This is a genomic window from Nocardia sp. NPDC004711, from assembly GCF_053601595.1.
In genome coordinates, this window is the sequence record NZ_JBSGCB010000003.1 from 226,150 (window position 1) to 242,560 (window position 16,411).

The window sequence follows — 16,411 nt, forward strand, 5'->3', positions numbered from 1 at the left end:
CATCAGTCCGTGTGACCGAGTGACCGGCGAACCCGCAGCGCGTGGTATCGCTTAGCCGGGGCAACGGTTATGGTGCGAAAGGTGAGCGAAGCAATGGCCCAGTCCGAATCCCAGCCCGCGGCCGCGCCCGTCAAGGACGCGTCCACGGTCATGCTGGTGCGCGACGGTGCGCACGGGCCCGAGGTGTTCCTGCAGCGTCGAGTGGGTGGCATGGCCTTCGCGGCCGGCATGACCGTCTTCCCCGGCGGCGGCGTCGACCCGTCCGACGCGTCCATCGCGCTGGACTGGGCCGGACCCGAACCCGCCTGGTGGGCCGAGCGATTCGGCATCGACGCCGGCCGGGCCCAGGCGCTGGTCTGCGCGGCGGTGCGCGAGACCTTCGAGGAGTGCGGGGTGCTGCTGGCGGGACCGACCGCCGACAGCGTCGTCAGCGACACCGCGGTCTACGCCGAAGCGCGCGGGCAGCTGGAACGCCGCGAGCTGTCGTTCGCCGAATTCCTCACCCGCGAGCACCTGGTGCTGCGCGCCGACCTGCTGCGCCCGTGGGACAACTGGATCACCCCGGTGATCGAGCCGCGCCGCTACGACACCCGCTTCTTCGTCGCGGTGCTGCCGGAGGGGCAGCTCGCCGACGGCGCCACCTCCGAGGCCGAGGTGGTCGCCTGGTGCACCCCCGCCGAGGCCATCGGCCGCTGGCGCGAGGGCGTGGACGTGCTGCTGCCGCCGACCTGGACCCAGCTCGCGGCGCTGAACGAATTCGCCTCCACCGCCGAGATTCTCGCGGCCGGCCGGGACATCACCCCGATCATGCCGGTGTACGACCCGTCGGGCGGCGGTCCGGCGCTGGCGTTCCCGCACGCCGACCGCTACTTCGCCGAGCTGCCCGACAATTCGCGTATCCGCGGTTCGCAGCGACCCGAGTAGTGCCTGCCCGGGCGGAGCGTCCCGGTGCCCGGGGTCCGAAGTAGGGTGATCGGCTGTGGCCGAATTCGTGACCGTGGACCGGGGTGTGGCGGAGCATGTCGCCGTGCTCCGCATCGCACGCCCGCCGATGAATCTGATCGATCTCCAGGTGGCGCTGGAGGTGGCGGCGGCCGCCGAGGAGATCGCGGCCGACGCGTCGATCGCGGCCGTGGTGGTCTACGGCGACGAGCGGGTGTTCTCCGCCGGTGACGAACTGGCCGAACTGGCCCGGCTCACCCCCGAGCAGGCGCAGGCCATGGCCGGCGACTTCCAGTCGGCGCTGGGCTGCCTGGCCCGGCTGCCGCAGCCGACCGTGGCCGCCATCAGCGGATACGCCCTCGGCGCGGGGCTGGAGCTGGCCCTGGCCGCGGACCGCCGCGTCATCGGCGACAACGTGAAGCTGGGCCTGCCGCAGATCAAGGCCGGGCTGATTCCGCTGGCCGGTATCCGCCGGTTGAGCCTGCTGATCGGCCCCTCGCACGCCAAGGATCTGGTGTACAGCGGCCGGTTCGTGGATCCGGAGGAGGCCGCGGCGCTCGGGCTGGTCGACGAGGTGGTCGCGCCCGACGACGTGTTCGCCGCCGCCCTGCGGTGGGCGAAGCAGTTCACCGACGGTCCGCGCGCGGCCCTGGCCGCTGCCAAGCGGGTGTTCGAGGCGGGCACGCACGGCCATGATCGGGCGCGTCGCGAGTGGGCGGATCTGTTCGGCACCGAAGATCAGCAGGTTGGAACACGTTCTTATTTGGTCGACGGTCCGGATGCGGCCCGGTTCACCGGCCGTTAAGCAGCCCGATAACACCGTTCACCGGGGTATTCATTAGGCTGCCCTGCATGACAGTTGGTCCTGAAGACCCCGCGCCGAACCCGCACGCCACCGAGGCGGAGGTCCAGGCCGCGTATAGCGACAACAAGCTCGCCCAGGTCCTGTATCACGACTGGGAAGCCGAGACCTACGACGACAAGTGGTCCATCTCCTACGACGAACGCTGCATCGAGTACGCGCGCGGCCGCTTCGACGCCGTCGCCCCGAGCGCCGAGCTGCCCTACGACCGGGCCCTCGAACTCGGCTGCGGCACCGGCTTCTTCCTGCTGAACCTGATGCAGGCGGGCGTCGCCAAGCGCGGGTCGGTCACCGATCTGTCCCCGGGCATGGTCAAGGTCGCCACCCGCAACGGCCAGAACCTGGGCCTGGACGTGGACGGCCGGGTCGCCGACGCCGAGACCATCCCCTACGAGGACGACACCTTCGACCTCGTCGTGGGCCACGCCGTGCTGCACCACATCCCGGATGTGGAGCTGGCGCTCAAGGAGTGCCTGCGCGTGCTGAAGCCGGGCGGCCGGTTCGTGTTCGCGGGTGAGCCGACCACCATCGGCAACCTCTACGCCCGCAAGCTGGGCCAGGTCACCTGGAAGATCACCACCGAGATCACCAAGCTGCCGTTCCTCAGCGACTGGCGCCGTCCGCAGGAGGAGCTCGACGAGTCCTCCCGCGCCGCCGCCCTCGAGGCCGTCGTCGACCTGCACACCTTCGACCCGTCCGACCTCGAGCGCATGGCCCGCGGCGCCGGCGCCGTCGAGGTGCAGGCCAAGACCGAGGAATTCGCCGCCGCCCTGTGGGGCTGGCCGGTGCGCACCTTCGAGGCCGCCGTCCCGGACGAGAAGCTGACCTGGCGCTACCGCATGGCCCAGTACAAGGCGTGGCTGGCGTTCTCGGCCCTCGACGAGAAGGTGCTGCGCCACGTGGTGCCCCGCCAGTTCTTCTACAACGCCATGATCACCGGCGTGAAGCCCGGCGCCTCCGCCAAGTAGGCCGGTCCACGAATCCCCGTGGGCTACGCTTTCTCTCGCGCTGACATCGCCTACCTCGCCAGTCCGGCCGGCGCGGCCGCCCTGGCCGAGGTAGGCGATTTCGCGCTCACCCCCGCCTCGCTCCTGAAGGACCTCGAGCGCCTCCGCCGTGACCACGGCGACCACGCCCCCGCCCTCGTGGAAACGGTCCGCCTGCGCCGCCGCGCGACAGCCAAACTCGACGGCGTGGGAGAGTGGCTCTTCACCGACGACGCCCTCCAGCAGGCCACCCCGTCGGCTGTAGCTCGCCACCGCGCACAGCGCTTGGCCGGCCGTACGGTCCACGATGTCACCTGCTCCATCGGCGCGGAATTGGCCGCCCTGGCCGAGGTCTGCCCCGCCGTGATCGGCAGCGACCTCGACGACGTACGTCTCGCGATGGCTCGGCACAATCTCGGTGTGCCGCTGGTGAATTCCCGCTCGGACGGCGATGCGATCCACCCCGGGGAGGCAAGCGTCGCTGGGCAGGGACGTGGCGCCTCGTCGACGATCGGCAGCGTATCCGCTGCGGCGCTCGCCGGGGCGGAGGCGCGAAATGTGGTGCTGGTCAAGGCGGATGCGCTGGTGCCGTGCAGTACCGCTGAGGTCGTGATCGCCGATCCGGCGCGGCGGGCGGATGGGCGGCGGACGCATGATCCGGCGAAGCTGCAGCCGCCGTTGCCGGATCTGCTGGCGGCGTATGCCGGGCGGCTGCTGGCCGTGAAGTGTGCTCCCGGACTGGATTTCGACAAGCTCGGGTGGGCGGGGGAGATCGAAGTCGTCTCGCTCGACGGGGCGGTGCGGGAAGCCTGTCTGTGGTCACCGGGTTTGGCGGAGCCGGGTGTGACCCGTCGTGCGACGGTGCTCTCGTCGACTGCCGCGCCCTGGACACTCACCGATGCCGACCCGGACGATATCCCCGAGCGTGAGCCGGGGGAGTGGATCATCGACCCGGACGGGGCGGTCGTCCGTGCGGGGCTGGTGCGGCACTACGCCGCGAAACACGGACTGTGGCAGCTGGATCCGCGCATCGCGTACCTGACCGGTGACCGGGTTCCGGAGGGTGTGCGGGGGTTCCGGGTGCTCGATCGGATGGAATTCCGGGAGAAGCCGCTACGGGCCGAGTTGCATCGTCGCGACTGCGGTCCGTTGGAGATCCTCGCGCGGGGCGTCGATATCGACCCGGATGCGCTCCGTGCCCGGCTCAAACCACGAGGCTCCCAGCCACATACGCTGGTCGTCACCCGGATCGGCCGGGCGGCAACGGTTTTCCTCTGCGCCACGCCCTGACGCGGCGTCTCCGCCCCGGTAGCTCGCGCTGTTTCAGCCCTGATAGCTGACGTGGGTGGGCCGCATGACGAGGACGACGCGGTGCGGATGGTCGCCGACCGGCTTGTCGTAGGCCAGGCCGTACCGCTGCGCCAGGACGTCGAAGAACTCGCCCTCGGGGTCGGCGTCGATGCGCTCGATGACGCCGCGCACCTCGAGGTAGCGGTAGGGAGCCTCGGGATCGTTGATGCTCACCGCCACGTGCGGGTCGCGAGACGTATTGCGGTGCTTGGCGCGAGTCGTGGTCGTGGTGAAGCGCAGGAACTCGCCGTCCCAGATCTGCCAGACCGGGGTGACCTGCGGGGTGCCGTCCGGATTCAGGGTGGCCAGGTGCGCGAACAGCGGGCGGGTCAGCAGGTCGGTGTACTTCTCGGGAATGACGGGGTGGGTCACGGTGTGCTCCTTCAGAGTTGGGAGATCTCGACGATGCGGAAGCCGGCGGGGACGCCGTCGCCGTAGGGGCCGTTCTTGTCGAACTGGGAGACCGTGACCAGGGCGTGGCCGCCGGTGTGCACGATCGAGGTGGGGATGTCGAGCGCGGGGTCGGTGACGCGGTGCTGCAGTTCGGCTTTCGCGCCGTCGTCGCCGAGCCGCCAGCGGGACACGGCGTTCCCCTTGTTGTGCACCACCCACAGGGTGTCGCCGCGCAGTTCCAGGCCGTCGCCGTCGAGCGCGTCGCCGCCGGTGCGCTCGATCCGTTGCACGGTCGGCTGCGGTCCGGTCGAGACCCGGTAGAGGTCGCCGTTGGTCATGTCGACCACGATCAGATACCGGCCCGCGTCGTCGGCGGCAATGCCGTTGAGGGTCATGGGATTCCGCGCGGCCGGGTGCTCGGCCGCGCCGAGGTCGAGGTAGACCCGCAGTTCGCCGCCGTGCCCGTCGTGCGCGAGCGCGTCGGCGAGCTGGTCCGGTCCGATGCGGTAGACCACGTTCCGCACGCTGTCGGTGACGTAGACGCTGCCGTCCGGGGTGATGGCCAGATCGTTGACGAACGGCTGCCCGGCGGCCGGGACGTCGAAGCGGGCGAGCAGGGCGCGAGTCCCGGTGTCGTACACCGTGATTCCCGCCGTGTGGTCGATCACCCAGAGCCGCCCGGCGGCATCGACCTTCACGCCGTTGGCGGTGCGGCGTCCGTCCGCGCCCGCGGCCAGGAAGGTCTCGGCCGCGGTCGTGCCCGGCGTGGCCCGGTAGATCGCGCCGGTGAGGAACGAGCTCGCGTACACGTCGCCGGTACGCGGATCGACGGTGATGCTCTCCGGATACGCGCGCTCGGGCAGGTCGTACGCGGTGGTGATGCGGTCGGGCGCCGGTGCGTTGGGGTCGGGCGCGGCGCCCGGCGTCGCCGCGTCGCCGGTGCTGCACGCCGCCGACGCCAGCAGCAGCGCCGCCGTCACCGCGGGCGCGGCCCAGCGGTGAATCGGGTGGGACATGGTTCGTGCCTTTCGATCCCGGTGGATAGAGATGACATCTGAGTGCGAGAGCGAAGATAGATTAGAACTCTAATGATCGTCAAGGTTCGAACAACTGCATGAGCTATCATGCCGGGGTGACGTCGATGCCGGTCGAAGAACGCCTGGGGACCTTCATCAAGCGCGCCGAGCAGGCGCTGATGGGTGCGAAGAACGCCGCCCTCAAGCCCGCGGGCGTGACGATTCCGCAGTACGCGGCCCTCTACGTGCTGAGTGAGAACCCGGGCATTTCGGCGGCCGAGCTGGCCCGGCGCTGCGGCGTCACGCCGCCCACCATGAACACGGTGCTCACCAATCTGCGCGAGCGCGGCCTCATCGAGCGCACGCCGCACGCCTGGCACCGCAATGTGCTCGAGACCCGGCTCACCGAGGAGGGCCGCGCCGTCATGCACGCCGCCGACCAGCGGGCGGTCCCGGTCGAACGCGCGCTGGCCGCGGAGTTCACCGATGCCGAGCGCGAGGCGCTCATGTCCATGCTCGAGCGTGCGGCCACCCTGCTCGATTCGGTGCGGCCGGACTGATCGCTAACGGTCGGTGACGGCGCCGAAGTCGGCGACGAATCTGGTGAGCAGCCGGGCGAATTCGGTGCGGTCGCGCTCGCCCCAGGCCGCGGTCGCCTCGGCGAAGACGGCCTGGCGGTTGGCGTGGGCGCGGTTCAGCGCGGTCTGCGCGGCGGGCGTCAGGTGCAGGTGGATGCGGCGCGCGTCGTGCTGGTCGGCGCGACGTTCCAGCAGGCCCTCGGTGACCGCGCGCGCCACCAGGCGGCTGGCGCGGGGCTGATCCACGCCCAGCACGGTCGCGATGTCGGTGACGGTGGCCTCCCCGTCGCGCGCCTCGACCGCGTCGAGCACGCCGAAGAGGGTCGGATCGACGGCCGGTCCGCCGCCGCGGGCCGCGAATCTATTGAGTGCACGCCGGGTCTGGCTGCGCCGGATGGCCACCATGGCGCGCTCGATGGCGACGATCGCGGGGTCGTTGTCCTTCACCCTTGCCATCGTACAATTACTTGCTAAAGTACATATATATGTAATGTGACAACTGAATGGATAATGCCATGACCGACACCCCGAAGCCGATCGGCTACTGGTTCAAGCACATCGACAAGACCCTCGAGGAAAACTTCGCCGCCCTGCTCGCCACCGAGGGCCTGCTGCGCCGCCACTGGCAGATCATGCACACCCTCTCCGGTGGCGCACTCGACGCGACCGGGATCGATGTAGCCCTCTCGCCGTTCCTGAACGCCCAGGACCCCACGGCCGCACCATATGTCGGCACACTGCTCGACCGCGGCTGGGTCGTTCGCGATGCCGCGGGTGCATACGCCCTCACCCTCGAGGGCATCGGCGCGCACGCGAAACTGCTGGAGCGCATCGGGATTCAACGCACGGCGGCGACCGAGGGCCTCAGCGCCGACGATTACCGCACGCTGCTCGATCTGCTGCAGCGCGTCGCGGCGAATGTCGACGCGTTCGCGCTGACCCTGCGGTAGCCCGCGCCCGTCACGGGTGCGGCGGCACCCGCTCGACCCGGGTCCAGCCCTTCCGGCCCCGCTCTGCCAGGATCGCCATGAGCCGTCCGGCGACCGGTGAGGTCTCGCGCATGGTCGTGTCCAGCAGGTCGACGAATTGATCGTCCATCACATCGGTGAACTTGCCGCCGACCCTGCCGGTATCCACCTCGCCCGCTGCCATGGCTTCTCGGGTTCGAAGCGTCGTCACTTCTCGGGTTTGAAGACGAACAGCTCGCCGATGCGGGTGGTCACCACGACCTCGCCCTGATCGCCCACGGCGGTGGCCACGGTCGTGCCCTCCGCGCCGGGCAGCTCGTTCGACTGCACCGTGGCGCCGGTCTTCGTGTCGAAGGTGACCAGCGTCAGTTTGTCGCCGATCGGCGCGACCGTGTACCCGGTCCCGCCCGCCGTCTGCACCGGCCGCCCACGCAGCTCCAGATCCTTACGCTCCCAGGCGATCTCGGCGCTGCTCCCCCTGTCGCGCAGCGCGACCAGATGCCCCTCGTCGCCGGCGGGGACCAGCAGCCCGTCGGCCACCGAGATGCCGCCGCGCGCCGGGAAACCCAGATCCTGCACCCATTTGGCGTGCCCGGTGGCGGCGTCCACGGCCATCAGCCGGTTGGTGTTGTCGCCGACGTACACCGTGGACCCGTCGGCCGACAGCGCCGGGCTGGTGGCGCTGCCCTCTTCGAGCAGCTGCGCGGTCCAGTCGACGTGAACGTCCTTGCCGCCGTAGGTGAGTGCGATCAGTGCGGCCGCCTTGTCGCCCGGCTTCCACACCGTCGCGTAGAAGCGCCCCGACTTCTGGTCCACCGCCGACACATTCGCGATCGGGCACTGCGGCCCGCCGGTCGCGCAGTCCTCCAGGCCCTGCCGGTCCGGCGGCCGGCTCAGTGACGGGTTGCTGAGGAAGTCGGGCTCGCCGAGCAGCTGGAAGGTGGACACCTGCCGATCGCCGGTCTGCCGGCTGAGCACGTCCACCTGCCCGGACTGGGTCACCGACAGGACATTTCCGTCACCGGTGAACTGCACCGACACCGGTGTCCCGGCGGCCTGGGTGCGCCAGCGCGGCTGCCCGAGATTGTTGAAGGAGTTCACCGCGCCGTCGTCGCCGACGTACACATTGCCGACGCCGTCCACCGCGGAGCCGCCGTCGACGGCGCTGGGACCCATCGGATTGCAGAACCGCTTGCGCCCGGTCGGCATCTGGAACGAGGCAATATTGCAGGCATTGGCGCGGGTCGTGACGTACAGCTGCCCGTCGCCGCCGATGGTCACCGGCTGCGCGACCGGACCGCCCACGGGCCGAGACCAATTCAGCGCCAGCTTCCGCGACCCGGTGACCGGACTCGACCCGCTGTTGTGGGCGTCGCGGAAGGCCAGCGGCCACCCCTTGCCCGGGCCTACGCCGATATCGTCGACCTTGGTGCTGCCGTACGCGCACGCGGTCAGCGTGAACAGCCCGGCGCTCGCCAGGGCCAGCACCTTCGCCCCGGTGCGGGTGCGTCGTTCACGTCCGGTCCGCCGCCTGCCGTTTCGCACCTGCTGGTGTCCCTTCTGCCAGTACGGAAGTCTGTAGTTTCTCGCCGGGCCGCTACAGCCGGAGCACAGCCTACTTTCACGCCCTGTGAGGGGGGCGGATACCCTCGTTGAAACGACCGGTGAACACAGGGAGTAGTTCGTGACGAGCATGTGGGGCGCACCGTTGCGCTCGCGTTGGCGGGGGTCGCGCCGCCGTGATCCGGAGCAGGCGCGTTTCCTCACCCCTGCGTCCCTCAAGTGGGTTCTCGCCAATCGCGCCTACACGCCCTGGTATCTGGTGCGCTACTACCGGCTGTTCAAGTTCAAGATGGCCAATCCGCACGTGGTGTTGCGCGGCATGGTCTTCCTGGGCCGCAGGGTCGAAATCCACGCCACCCCGGAACTGGGCCGGCTGGAGATCGGCCGCTGGGTGCACATCGGCGACGGGAATGCCATTCGCTGCCACGAGGGTTCGCTGCGCATCGGCGACAAGGTGGTGTTCGGCAAGGACAATGTCGTCAACACCTACCTCGATATCGAGATCGGCGAATCCACCCTGGTCGCCGACTGGTGCTACATCTGCGACTTCGACCATGTCACCGACGACATCAACCTGCCCATCAAGGACCAGGGCATCGTGAAGTCCCCGGTGCGCATCGGCCCCGACACCTGGATCGCCGCCAAGGTCACCGTGCTGCGCTCGACCCGGGTCGGCCGCGGCTGCGTGCTCGGCGCCCACGCCGTGGTCAAGGGCGACGTCCCCGACTACTCCATCGCCGTCGGCGCCCCCGCCAAGGTGGTCAAGAACCGCAAGGACGCCTGGGACTCCGCCGCCGAGAAGCGCGCCGCCCACCTGGCCGCCCTCGCCGATATCGAACGCAAGAAGAGCGGCGCCACCGCGTCCTGACAAATCACCGCCTGATAGATCAGCGCACCGAGGCCGGGCCGCGATGCCCGGCCTTTGTCATGCCCGCCCGGTACGTTCAGGCGCATGCACCGCTACGCCGCCTTTCTGCGCGGGATCATGCCCACCAACCCCAATATGCGCAGTGAGAAGCTGCGCGGCGTCTTCGAGGGCCTCGGCTTCGAGAAGGTGAGCACCCTGCTCACCAGCGGCAATGTCGTCTTCCGTTCCGACGACTCGGATGTCGCGGCCCTGGAAGCCAAGATCCAGCAGGCCCTCAACTCCGAACTGGGCATTCCCGGCGGCACCCTGATCCGGACCCACGCCCAGCTCCAGGCCCTCGTCGACTCCGACCCCTTCGCCGGCCTCACCCACGGCCGCGAGACCTACCTGACGGTCACCTTCGTCCGCGACATCCCGAAGTCCCTGCCCGAATTCCCCGAGGGCGAATCCACCGTCCGCCTCGTCCGCTTCGACAAGCCCTGCCGCGCCCTGCTCTCGGTCATCGACAACACCGACCCCAGCACCACGAGTTTCATGGCCGTCGTCGGGAAGGCCTACGGCAAGGACATCACCACCCGGACCTTCCTGACGGTCCAGAAGGCCCTCAAAAAGATGGACGCCTAAGGCATTTCGTTCTGCGGGCCGTCGTGGGGCGCGATACCGTGGGCCGGTGACTCCCGGATTTCGAGCTGTGCTGACCGGTGTGGCGTCCGTCGCGCTGGTGGGATCGCTCGCCGCGAATGCTCATGCGACGCCGTCCAGCGGCATCAGCGCGGTGATCCTCTCGCAGACCACCATCGGCGGTATGGACTACATTCTGCGCGAAATCACCGTGGCGCCAGGCGGTTCCACCGGGTGGCATTACCACGATGGGACGTTGTACGCGCTGGTGCGGCAGGGGGAGCTGAGCCATTACGGGTCGGACTGCGCGGTGGATCAGACCGGCGGGCCGGGTACCACGTTCGTGGAGCGGGCCGGGGCGGGGAATGTGCATCTCGAGCGGAATCTGGGCACCGAGCCACAGATCCTCGATGTGCTCTACGTCCTGCCCGCGGGCAGTCCACTGTCCGAGGATGCGCCGAATCCGGGCTGCCCGTTCGACTGACCCGCTGCCGGGGGCGAGCGTCCGCTGACCCCGAATTAGAACTCGTTCCAATTCGGGGCGCAGGGATGTCCCAGGTGAATTCGAGCCGAGGGGCTCAGTACGGCTGGTTCGGGTCGCGTTCGGGGAGCGGGCGTTCCGCGATCACTGGACGGCCCAGCGGTGTCCGGACCCGGCGCTTGGCCGACTGGTAGACCAGGGCGGTCTCCTGGGCGACCACGTCCCAGGCGAAGTCGGCGGTCAGCCGCTCGCGAGCGGACCAGGCGCGATCCTGGGCGGCGGCGGGGTCGTCCAGCACCGAGATCACCGCGTCCGCAACGCCGTTCACGTCGGCCGGTTCGAACGAGGCGCCGGTGACGCCGTCGGTGACCAGGTCGCCGAGCCCACCGGCGGTGGAGGTGACCAGCGGGGTGCCCGCGGCTGCCGCCTCCAGTGCGACGATGCCGAAGGGCTCGTAGCGGCTGGGCAGCACGATGGCATCGGCGCTGTGCAGCCAGCCGAGCAGATCGGTGTGGTCGAGCTTGCCGACGAAGTTGACCGCCCGCGCCACCCGGTGCGCGCGGGCCCGCTCACGCAGCCAATCGAATTGGGTGCCGATACCGGCCACCGTCAGGGTCGTGCCCGGGTGCGCCTTGCGGATGCGCGGCAGCGCGGCAATCGCGTCCTGGATGCCCTTCTCGTATTCCAGCCGGCCCACGTACAGCAGCCGCGGCGGACCGGAGCGGGGCGCGCGCTCACGGAAGGTCCACGCGCCCACGTCGATACCGTTGCGGATCACCGTCATCGGCACCCGTTCGGCGCCGTAGAGCCGGTGCACCTCGTCCTTCATGGACTCCGAACAGGTGATGAGCGCGTCGGATTCGTGCGCCAGCCACCACTCCACCGAGTGCACCTGCCGATTCACCCGTCCCGACACCCAGCCGCTGTGCCGGCCCGCCTCGGTCGCGTGAATGGTGGAAACCAGTGGCACGTCGTAATACTCGGCCAGCGTGATGGCCGGGTGCGCGACCAGCCAGTCGTGCGCGTGCACCACGTCCGGTGTCCAGCCCTCGCCGATGCCGGGTTTGTTCAGCGCGATGCCGGCCCGCACCATGGCGTGGCCCATGGCCAGCGTCCAGGCCAGCATGTCCTCGCCGAAATCGAAGGCCGGCGGATCCTCGGCGACCGCCACCACCAGCACGCCCTCCTCGATGAAGGAGTGCGTCGGGTGGGTGGTGGCGTCGGTGCCCATCGGACGGCGCGCCAGCACGACGACTTCGTGCCCGGCGGCGGCCAGTTCGACGGCAAGGTGATGCACGTGGCGGCCCAGCCCACCGACTACGACGGGTGGGTACTCCCACGACACCATCAAGATCTTCATGCGGGTCCTTCTGAAGCGGGGCCGAGCCTGCGCGCATCGAGCGCGGGGAAGAGTCCGTCGGCCGCGTACCATCCTGCCGCCAACTGCCCCGCTTTGGCGAGTTGCCCGGCCGCCACCGCCGCGGCGATCTCGCGCACGGCGTGGGCGTGTTCGTGGGCGCGGTCACGCGCGTATCCGGCCGCGGAATCCTTGGACACCATGAATGCCCAGTCGCTCGAGACGGCGAGGATCGCCTCCCGCAGCAGCTGGTCGGCAACCGTGTCGCGGAGCCCGAATCGGTCGTTGTGCATCGATCCGGCGTCCACCCGCATCTTGTCGAGGGTGTCCAGGGCCAGCCGCACCACCTCGGCGTTGAGCTCGACCAGATCGGCGACCTGGTCCCCGGCCCACACCCGCCAGTCCTTGCCCGAACCCCAGGAGGAGTCGGCCAATTCGACGCGTTCGCCCACGTAGCCACGGGCCCGCGCATCGGCGAGCGTGCCGACGGTGACCCCCGCCTCGGGCAGTGCGCGCAGCACCTGTTCGAGCCATTGCGGGCCCTCGTGCCACCAGTGCCCGAACAGTTCGGTGTCGAACGCGGCCACCACCAGGGCCGGGCGGCCGATCCGTTCCGACTCCGAGATCAGCCGCTCCCGCACCGTCGCCACGAAGTCCGCGACGTCCTTCTCGATGGCCGCGGCGGCGAGTTCGGGATCGTAGGGGGCCTTGTCGGGGCCCGCGACGGTCTTGCCGGTGACGCGGGCCGGTTTCAGTCCGGTGGCGTGATCGTAGTGATGGAAATCACGGTAGAAGGGCTGCCCCGGGTACCCGGATTTCGGCGACCACACCCGGTAGCTGACCGTCAGGTCGCGGCCGAAGGCCACCACATCCGAATCCCACACCGGCCGCCCGAGCGTGGTGTCGCCGCGCAGCGCGGGACCGTCCACCATGAAGTGCGAGATGCCGACCTTGTCGTAGGTCCGTTCCATCCCGGGCGTGAACCCGCACTCGGGGGCCCAGATGCCGGAGGGCGTGTGCCCCCATCGGGCCCGCGCGTCCGCCAGCCCCTCGGTCAGTTCGTACTCGCGCAGCCGCGGATCCAGCAGCGGCTGGAACGGATGCGACAGCGGCCCGCCCAGCAATTCGATGGCCTCGGCGTCGATGAGCTCGCGCCACACCGGCGAGGCTCCGTGCATCCAGCGCGTCTCGAAATCGTCGAGAGCCGTTGCGGCGAGCCGGTGTTCGTGCCCGCCGAGCGCGGTATTGCCCGCCATGGACGCCTCGTCGGCGCGCAGCCGCCAGTTGCCCAGCCAGTGGTGCATGCCCTTCAGGCAGTGCGGATCATCCAGCTGCGCCGCCAGCACCGGCGTGATCCCCAGGCTGATCAGGTGCGAACGGCCCTCGGCCGCAAGGGTTCTCAACACCTTCGCCACGGGCAGGTAGGACGCCGCCCACGACTGGTACAGCCACTCCTCGCCGACCGGCCAGCGCCCGTGGTGGGCCAGCCACGGCAGATGTGAGTGCAGGACCAGCGTGAACTGGCCCGGCACCGGGGAAAGCTGGTCCGTCACGGCTTCACCGCGATGGCCAGCAGATCCAGGCTGGCGTCGATATCCCGCTCGGTGTCGGCGACCAGTTCGAAATCGTCGATGCGCACCGCGGCCACGTCCGCCGCCAGCTCCGCCGGCCACGGCTCGCCCGCCAGCGCCCGCTCGATCTGCGCGTCGATGATCGACCCGCCCCACTTCGCGTCCAGCGCTACGAGTTCGGGCCCATGGAAGATGCCGGCCATCAGTTCCACGGTGAAACCGGCCTCGACGAGAAGTTCGGTCATCTCGGCGGCATTCAGCTCACGCGTGTGGAAAGGGTTGAGCGGCGTATCGCGCCCGGGGGAGAAGGTGATCCGATTGGGGGTGGAGATCAGCAGCTTGCCGCCGGGCCGCAGCACCCGCAGGCATTCGCGCAGGAACTGCGCCTGGTCCCAAAGATGCTCGATCACTTGGAAGTTCACCACGATGTCGACCGAGGCGTCGTCGAGCGGCAGCGCGGCCAGATTGCCCTGCACCATCCGCACCCGCGGATACTTGGCGCGCACGTGCGCGACCGCGCTGTCGTCGTAGTCCAGGCCGGTGACCTGCGCGGCGACGTCGGCGATCATATTGGCGCCGTAGCCTTCTCCGCTGCCGGCCTCGAGCACGGCCTTGCCCGTGCAGTGCTCCAGCATGCGCACGTAGGCGATCTCGTGCCGCCGGAACCAGTAGTTCTCCTCGGCGATGCCGGGCACCGTCCGCTCACCGGTCAAAGGCAAGGGATCGGTGGGGTTTTCAACAGGACTCACGGCCTCGCTCATTGCTCCGACGTTAGCGGTTGTCCATATCACACCCGCGACCGGATCAACCGATGCAGAAACTCACACCCTAAGTTACCCACGAGTAACTTAACGTAGGGTAATCTCCCGGACGAGCTACTTGTGGACGTACGTGACGAACTCGTGCGACCGCCACCCCCAGTGCCACCAGAACAGGAGGTCGACGAAGACCCATGCCGAACATCGTCGTACTGATCAAGCAGGTTCCCGACACCTGGTCCGAGCGCAAGCTCTCCAGTGGGGACTTCACGCTCGACCGCGAGGCCGCCGACGCCATCCTCGATGAGATCAACGAGCGCGCCGTCGAGGAGGCGCTGTTGATCAAGGAGGCGCAGGGCGGCGAGGTCACCGTGCTGGCCGCAGGCCCCGATCGGGCCACCGAGGCCATCCGCAAGGCCCTGTCCATGGGCGCGGACAAGGCCATCCACATCAACGACCCGGCCATCCACGGCTCCGACGCCGTGCAGACCGCCTACATCCTGGCCGCCGCGCTGGGCCAGATCGAGGGCATCGAGCTGGTCATCGCGGGCAACGAGGCCACCGACGGTCGCGCCGGCGCCGTTCCGGCCATCATCGCCGAGTACCTGGGCCTGCCGCAGCTGACCCACCTGCGCAAGCTGACCGTCGACGGTGAGCGCATCGCCGGCGAGCGGGAGACCGACGAGGGCGTGTTCAAGCTCGAGGCCACTCTTCCGGCCATCGTCTCGGTCACCGAGAAGATCAACGAGCCGCGCTTCCCGTCCTTCAAGGGCATCATGGCCGCCAAGAAGAAGGAAGTTCAGACCTTCACCCTGGCGGATCTGGGCGTCGACCCGGAGACCGTGGGCGTTGCGAACGCCGGCACCCAGGTGACCGGTGTGACCCCGAAGCCGGCGCGCACGGCGGGCGAGAAGATCGTCGACGAGGGCGAGGGCGGCAACCAGATCGCCACCTACCTGGTCGGCCAGAAGATCATCTAAAGCCCCCGAGCCCAACGACTTTCAGGAGATAGAAAAATGGCAGAAGTTCTGGTGCTCGTGGAGCACGCTGACGGTGCGCCCAAGAAGGTGACCACCGAACTCCTCACCGCCGCCCGCTCGCTCGGCACCCCGGCCGCCGTCGTGGTCGGCCCGGCCGGCACCGCCGACAAGCTGGGTGACGCCCTGGCCGCCGCCGGCGCCGAGAAGATCTACGTCGCCGAGGGCGACGACGCCGAGGGCTTCCTCGTCACCCCCAAGGTCGACGTGCTCGCCGGCCTGTCCGAGTCCGCCGCCCCGGCCGCGATCCTGGTCGCCGCCACCGCGGAGGGCAAGGAGGTGTCGGGTCGCCTGGCCGCCCGCATCGGTTCCGGTCTGCTCATCGACGCCATCACCGTGAACGGTGACGGCTCGGTGCAGCACTCCATCTTCGGTGGCGCGTTCACCGTGGACGCCAAGGCCACCGGCGACGTGCCGGTGATCTCGGTGCGCCCGGGCGCCATCGAGGCCGCCCCGCAGGCCGCCGCCGGCGAGAAGGTCGCCGTCGAGCTGCCCGCGCAGGAAGAGGGCGTCGTCAAGGTCGTCTCGCGTGAGCCGAACGTGGGCGGCGACCGCCCCGAGCTCACCGAGGCCGCGATCGTGGTCTCCGGTGGCCGTGGTGTCGGTTCCGCCGACAACTTCGGCAAGGTCGTCGAGCCGCTGGCCGACGCCCTCGGTGCCGCCGTCGGTGCGTCCCGTGCCGCCGTCGACTCCGGCTACTACCCGGGCCAGTTCCAGGTCGGTCAGACCGGTAAGACGGTCTCCCCGCAGCTGTACATCGCCCTCGGCATCTCCGGCGCCATCCAGCACCGCGCCGGCATGCAGACCTCGAAGACCATCGTGGCCGTCAACAAGGACGAAGAGGCCCCGATCTTCGAGATCTCGGACTACGGCATCGTCGGCGACCTGTTCAACGTCGCCCCGCAGCTGACCGAGGCCGTGAAGGCTCACAAGGGCTGAACACCCCTGCGGTAACCCGCATCGACTGTCCCCCGGCCCGCACGGCCGGGGGACAGTTTGCGTTCGTGCCCAAGGTATCAGGGGCTCCCAGGTACCAGGGGCTCCGACTCGGGTGAGATGG

Annotated in this window: 19 protein-coding genes; 11 read left to right on the forward strand and 8 right to left on the reverse strand. The window is 69.4% G+C overall.

All coding sequences use genetic code 11. The annotated features are described in order from the left end of the window. Window positions 1-69: 69 nt before the first annotated feature. The 4 genes from ACWEKS_RS04105 to ACWEKS_RS04120 are packed head-to-tail and all read left to right on the forward strand — an operon-like array spanning window position 70 to window position 4,080. Window positions 70-924 (forward strand): NUDIX hydrolase, encoded by an 855-nt coding sequence (locus ACWEKS_RS04105; protein WP_452338694.1) that lies wholly within the window; start codon window positions 70-72, stop codon window positions 922-924. Between the two features lie 55 nt (window positions 925-979). After that, the gene (locus tag ACWEKS_RS04110; RefSeq protein WP_452338695.1) at window positions 980-1,747 is read left to right on the forward strand and encodes an enoyl-CoA hydratase-related protein; all 768 of its coding nucleotides are present in this window, start codon (window positions 980-982) and stop codon (window positions 1,745-1,747) included. 47 nt (window positions 1,748-1,794) lie between these two features. After that, on the forward strand, window positions 1,795-2,772 hold the full coding sequence (locus ACWEKS_RS04115; protein ID WP_402769586.1) for a class I SAM-dependent methyltransferase: 978 nt from the start codon (window positions 1,795-1,797) through the stop codon (window positions 2,770-2,772). 18 nt (window positions 2,773-2,790) lie between these two features. Beyond that, window positions 2,791-4,080, forward strand: coding sequence for a THUMP-like domain-containing protein (locus ACWEKS_RS04120; RefSeq protein WP_452338696.1), 1,290 nt, complete (start codon window positions 2,791-2,793; stop codon window positions 4,078-4,080). 33 nt (window positions 4,081-4,113) lie between these two features. On the opposite strand, the gene ACWEKS_RS04125 is transcribed toward ACWEKS_RS04120, so the two are convergent. Continuing rightward, window positions 4,114-4,512: a PPOX class F420-dependent oxidoreductase gene (locus ACWEKS_RS04125; RefSeq protein WP_452338697.1), complete on the reverse strand. Its 399-nt coding sequence runs from the start codon at window positions 4,510-4,512 to the stop codon at window positions 4,114-4,116. Window positions 4,513-4,523: 11 nt separating this feature from the next. Continuing rightward, window positions 4,524-5,549: an SMP-30/gluconolactonase/LRE family protein gene (locus ACWEKS_RS04130; protein WP_452338698.1), complete on the reverse strand. Its 1,026-nt coding sequence runs from the start codon at window positions 5,547-5,549 to the stop codon at window positions 4,524-4,526. Between the two features lie 98 nt (window positions 5,550-5,647). Between ACWEKS_RS04130 and ACWEKS_RS04135 the strand changes: the two genes are divergently transcribed. Further along, window positions 5,648-6,109: a MarR family winged helix-turn-helix transcriptional regulator gene (locus ACWEKS_RS04135; RefSeq protein WP_452338699.1), complete on the forward strand. Its 462-nt coding sequence runs from the start codon at window positions 5,648-5,650 to the stop codon at window positions 6,107-6,109. Window positions 6,110-6,112: 3 nt separating this feature from the next. On the opposite strand, the gene ACWEKS_RS04140 is transcribed toward ACWEKS_RS04135, so the two are convergent. Continuing rightward, on the reverse strand, window positions 6,113-6,574 hold the full coding sequence (locus ACWEKS_RS04140) for a MarR family winged helix-turn-helix transcriptional regulator (protein WP_452338700.1): 462 nt from the start codon (window positions 6,572-6,574) through the stop codon (window positions 6,113-6,115). A gap of 68 nt (window positions 6,575-6,642) precedes the next feature. Between ACWEKS_RS04140 and ACWEKS_RS04145 the strand changes: the two genes are divergently transcribed. Beyond that, entirely contained in the window at window positions 6,643-7,077 is a 435-nt protein-coding gene (locus ACWEKS_RS04145) for a hypothetical protein (protein WP_452338701.1), read from the forward strand. A 10-nt stretch (window positions 7,078-7,087) separates the two neighbouring features. Here the strand turns inward: ACWEKS_RS04145 and ACWEKS_RS04150 are convergent, their stop codons facing one another. Together ACWEKS_RS04150 and ACWEKS_RS04155 are read right to left on the reverse strand one after the other, a co-directional pair. Continuing rightward, window positions 7,088-7,306 (reverse strand): hypothetical protein, encoded by a 219-nt coding sequence (locus tag ACWEKS_RS04150; protein ID WP_452338702.1) that lies wholly within the window; start codon window positions 7,304-7,306, stop codon window positions 7,088-7,090. Next, the gene (locus tag ACWEKS_RS04155) at window positions 7,303-8,640 is read right to left on the reverse strand and encodes an outer membrane protein assembly factor BamB family protein (protein WP_452338703.1); all 1,338 of its coding nucleotides are present in this window, start codon (window positions 8,638-8,640) and stop codon (window positions 7,303-7,305) included. The genes ACWEKS_RS04150 and ACWEKS_RS04155 overlap by 4 nt, the downstream gene beginning before the upstream one ends. A gap of 139 nt (window positions 8,641-8,779) precedes the next feature. On the opposite strand from ACWEKS_RS04155, the gene ACWEKS_RS04160 reads away from it, so the two are divergent. The 3 genes from ACWEKS_RS04160 (at window position 8,780) to ACWEKS_RS04170 (ending at window position 10,631) form a co-directional block, all read left to right on the forward strand. Then, complete coding sequence (locus ACWEKS_RS04160; RefSeq protein ID WP_379382245.1) at window positions 8,780-9,526, forward strand: acyltransferase; 747 nt, start codon at window positions 8,780-8,782, stop codon at window positions 9,524-9,526. An 84-nt stretch (window positions 9,527-9,610) separates the two neighbouring features. Continuing rightward, window positions 9,611-10,150 carry a DUF1697 domain-containing protein gene (locus tag ACWEKS_RS04165; protein WP_452338704.1) on the forward strand — a complete coding sequence of 180 codons (540 nt, stop codon included), beginning with the start codon at window positions 9,611-9,613 and terminating at the stop codon, window positions 10,148-10,150. 46 nt (window positions 10,151-10,196) lie between these two features. Further along, window positions 10,197-10,631: a cupin gene (locus ACWEKS_RS04170; RefSeq protein WP_452338705.1), complete on the forward strand. Its 435-nt coding sequence runs from the start codon at window positions 10,197-10,199 to the stop codon at window positions 10,629-10,631. Between the two features lie 94 nt (window positions 10,632-10,725). Here the strand turns inward: ACWEKS_RS04170 and ACWEKS_RS04175 are convergent, their stop codons facing one another. Genes ACWEKS_RS04175 through ACWEKS_RS04185 form a run of 3 tightly spaced genes read right to left on the reverse strand, consistent with a single transcriptional unit; the run spans window position 10,726 to window position 14,317 of the window. Beyond that, window positions 10,726-11,988 (reverse strand): glycosyltransferase family 4 protein, encoded by a 1,263-nt coding sequence (locus tag ACWEKS_RS04175; RefSeq protein WP_452338706.1) that lies wholly within the window; start codon window positions 11,986-11,988, stop codon window positions 10,726-10,728. Next, complete coding sequence (locus tag ACWEKS_RS04180; protein ID WP_452338707.1) at window positions 11,985-13,538, reverse strand: 1,4-alpha-glucan branching protein domain-containing protein; 1,554 nt, start codon at window positions 13,536-13,538, stop codon at window positions 11,985-11,987. The genes ACWEKS_RS04175 and ACWEKS_RS04180 overlap by 4 nt, the downstream gene beginning before the upstream one ends. Then, complete coding sequence (locus ACWEKS_RS04185; protein WP_452338708.1) at window positions 13,535-14,317, reverse strand: class I SAM-dependent methyltransferase; 783 nt, start codon at window positions 14,315-14,317, stop codon at window positions 13,535-13,537. The genes ACWEKS_RS04180 and ACWEKS_RS04185 overlap by 4 nt, the downstream gene beginning before the upstream one ends. Before the next feature lie 191 nt (window positions 14,318-14,508). On the opposite strand from ACWEKS_RS04185, the gene ACWEKS_RS04190 reads away from it, so the two are divergent. Together ACWEKS_RS04190 and ACWEKS_RS04195 are read left to right on the forward strand one after the other, a co-directional pair. Further along, complete coding sequence (locus ACWEKS_RS04190; protein ID WP_452338709.1) at window positions 14,509-15,294, forward strand: electron transfer flavoprotein subunit beta/FixA family protein; 786 nt, start codon at window positions 14,509-14,511, stop codon at window positions 15,292-15,294. Window positions 15,295-15,330: 36 nt separating this feature from the next. Next, window positions 15,331-16,290, forward strand: coding sequence for an electron transfer flavoprotein subunit alpha/FixB family protein (locus tag ACWEKS_RS04195; protein WP_452338710.1), 960 nt, complete (start codon window positions 15,331-15,333; stop codon window positions 16,288-16,290). The last annotated feature ends 121 nt before the right edge of the window (window positions 16,291-16,411 follow it).

Bases quoted from the DNA above. Each gene is read 5' to 3' on its own strand.
- ACWEKS_RS04145 (WP_452338701.1), top strand. From the start codon at position 6,643: ATGACCGACACCCCGAAGCCGATCGGCTACTGGTTCAAGCACATCGAC.
- ACWEKS_RS04185 (WP_452338708.1), bottom strand. From the start codon at position 14,317: ATGAGCGAGGCCGTGAGTCCTGTTGAAAACCCCACCGATCCCTTGCCT.
- ACWEKS_RS04195 (WP_452338710.1), top strand. From the start codon at position 15,331: ATGGCAGAAGTTCTGGTGCTCGTGGAGCACGCTGACGGTGCGCCCAAG.
- ACWEKS_RS04130 (WP_452338698.1), bottom strand. From the start codon at position 5,549: ATGTCCCACCCGATTCACCGCTGGGCCGCGCCCGCGGTGACGGCGGCG.
- ACWEKS_RS04135 (WP_452338699.1), top strand. From the start codon at position 5,648: ATGAGCTATCATGCCGGGGTGACGTCGATGCCGGTCGAAGAACGCCTG.
- ACWEKS_RS04165 (WP_452338704.1), top strand. From the start codon at position 9,611: ATGCACCGCTACGCCGCCTTTCTGCGCGGGATCATGCCCACCAACCCC.
- ACWEKS_RS04115 (WP_402769586.1), top strand. From the start codon at position 1,795: ATGACAGTTGGTCCTGAAGACCCCGCGCCGAACCCGCACGCCACCGAG.
- ACWEKS_RS04105 (WP_452338694.1), top strand. From the start codon at position 70: ATGGTGCGAAAGGTGAGCGAAGCAATGGCCCAGTCCGAATCCCAGCCC.
- ACWEKS_RS04190 (WP_452338709.1), top strand. From the start codon at position 14,509: ATGCCGAACATCGTCGTACTGATCAAGCAGGTTCCCGACACCTGGTCC.
- ACWEKS_RS04175 (WP_452338706.1), bottom strand. From the start codon at position 11,988: ATGAAGATCTTGATGGTGTCGTGGGAGTACCCACCCGTCGTAGTCGGT.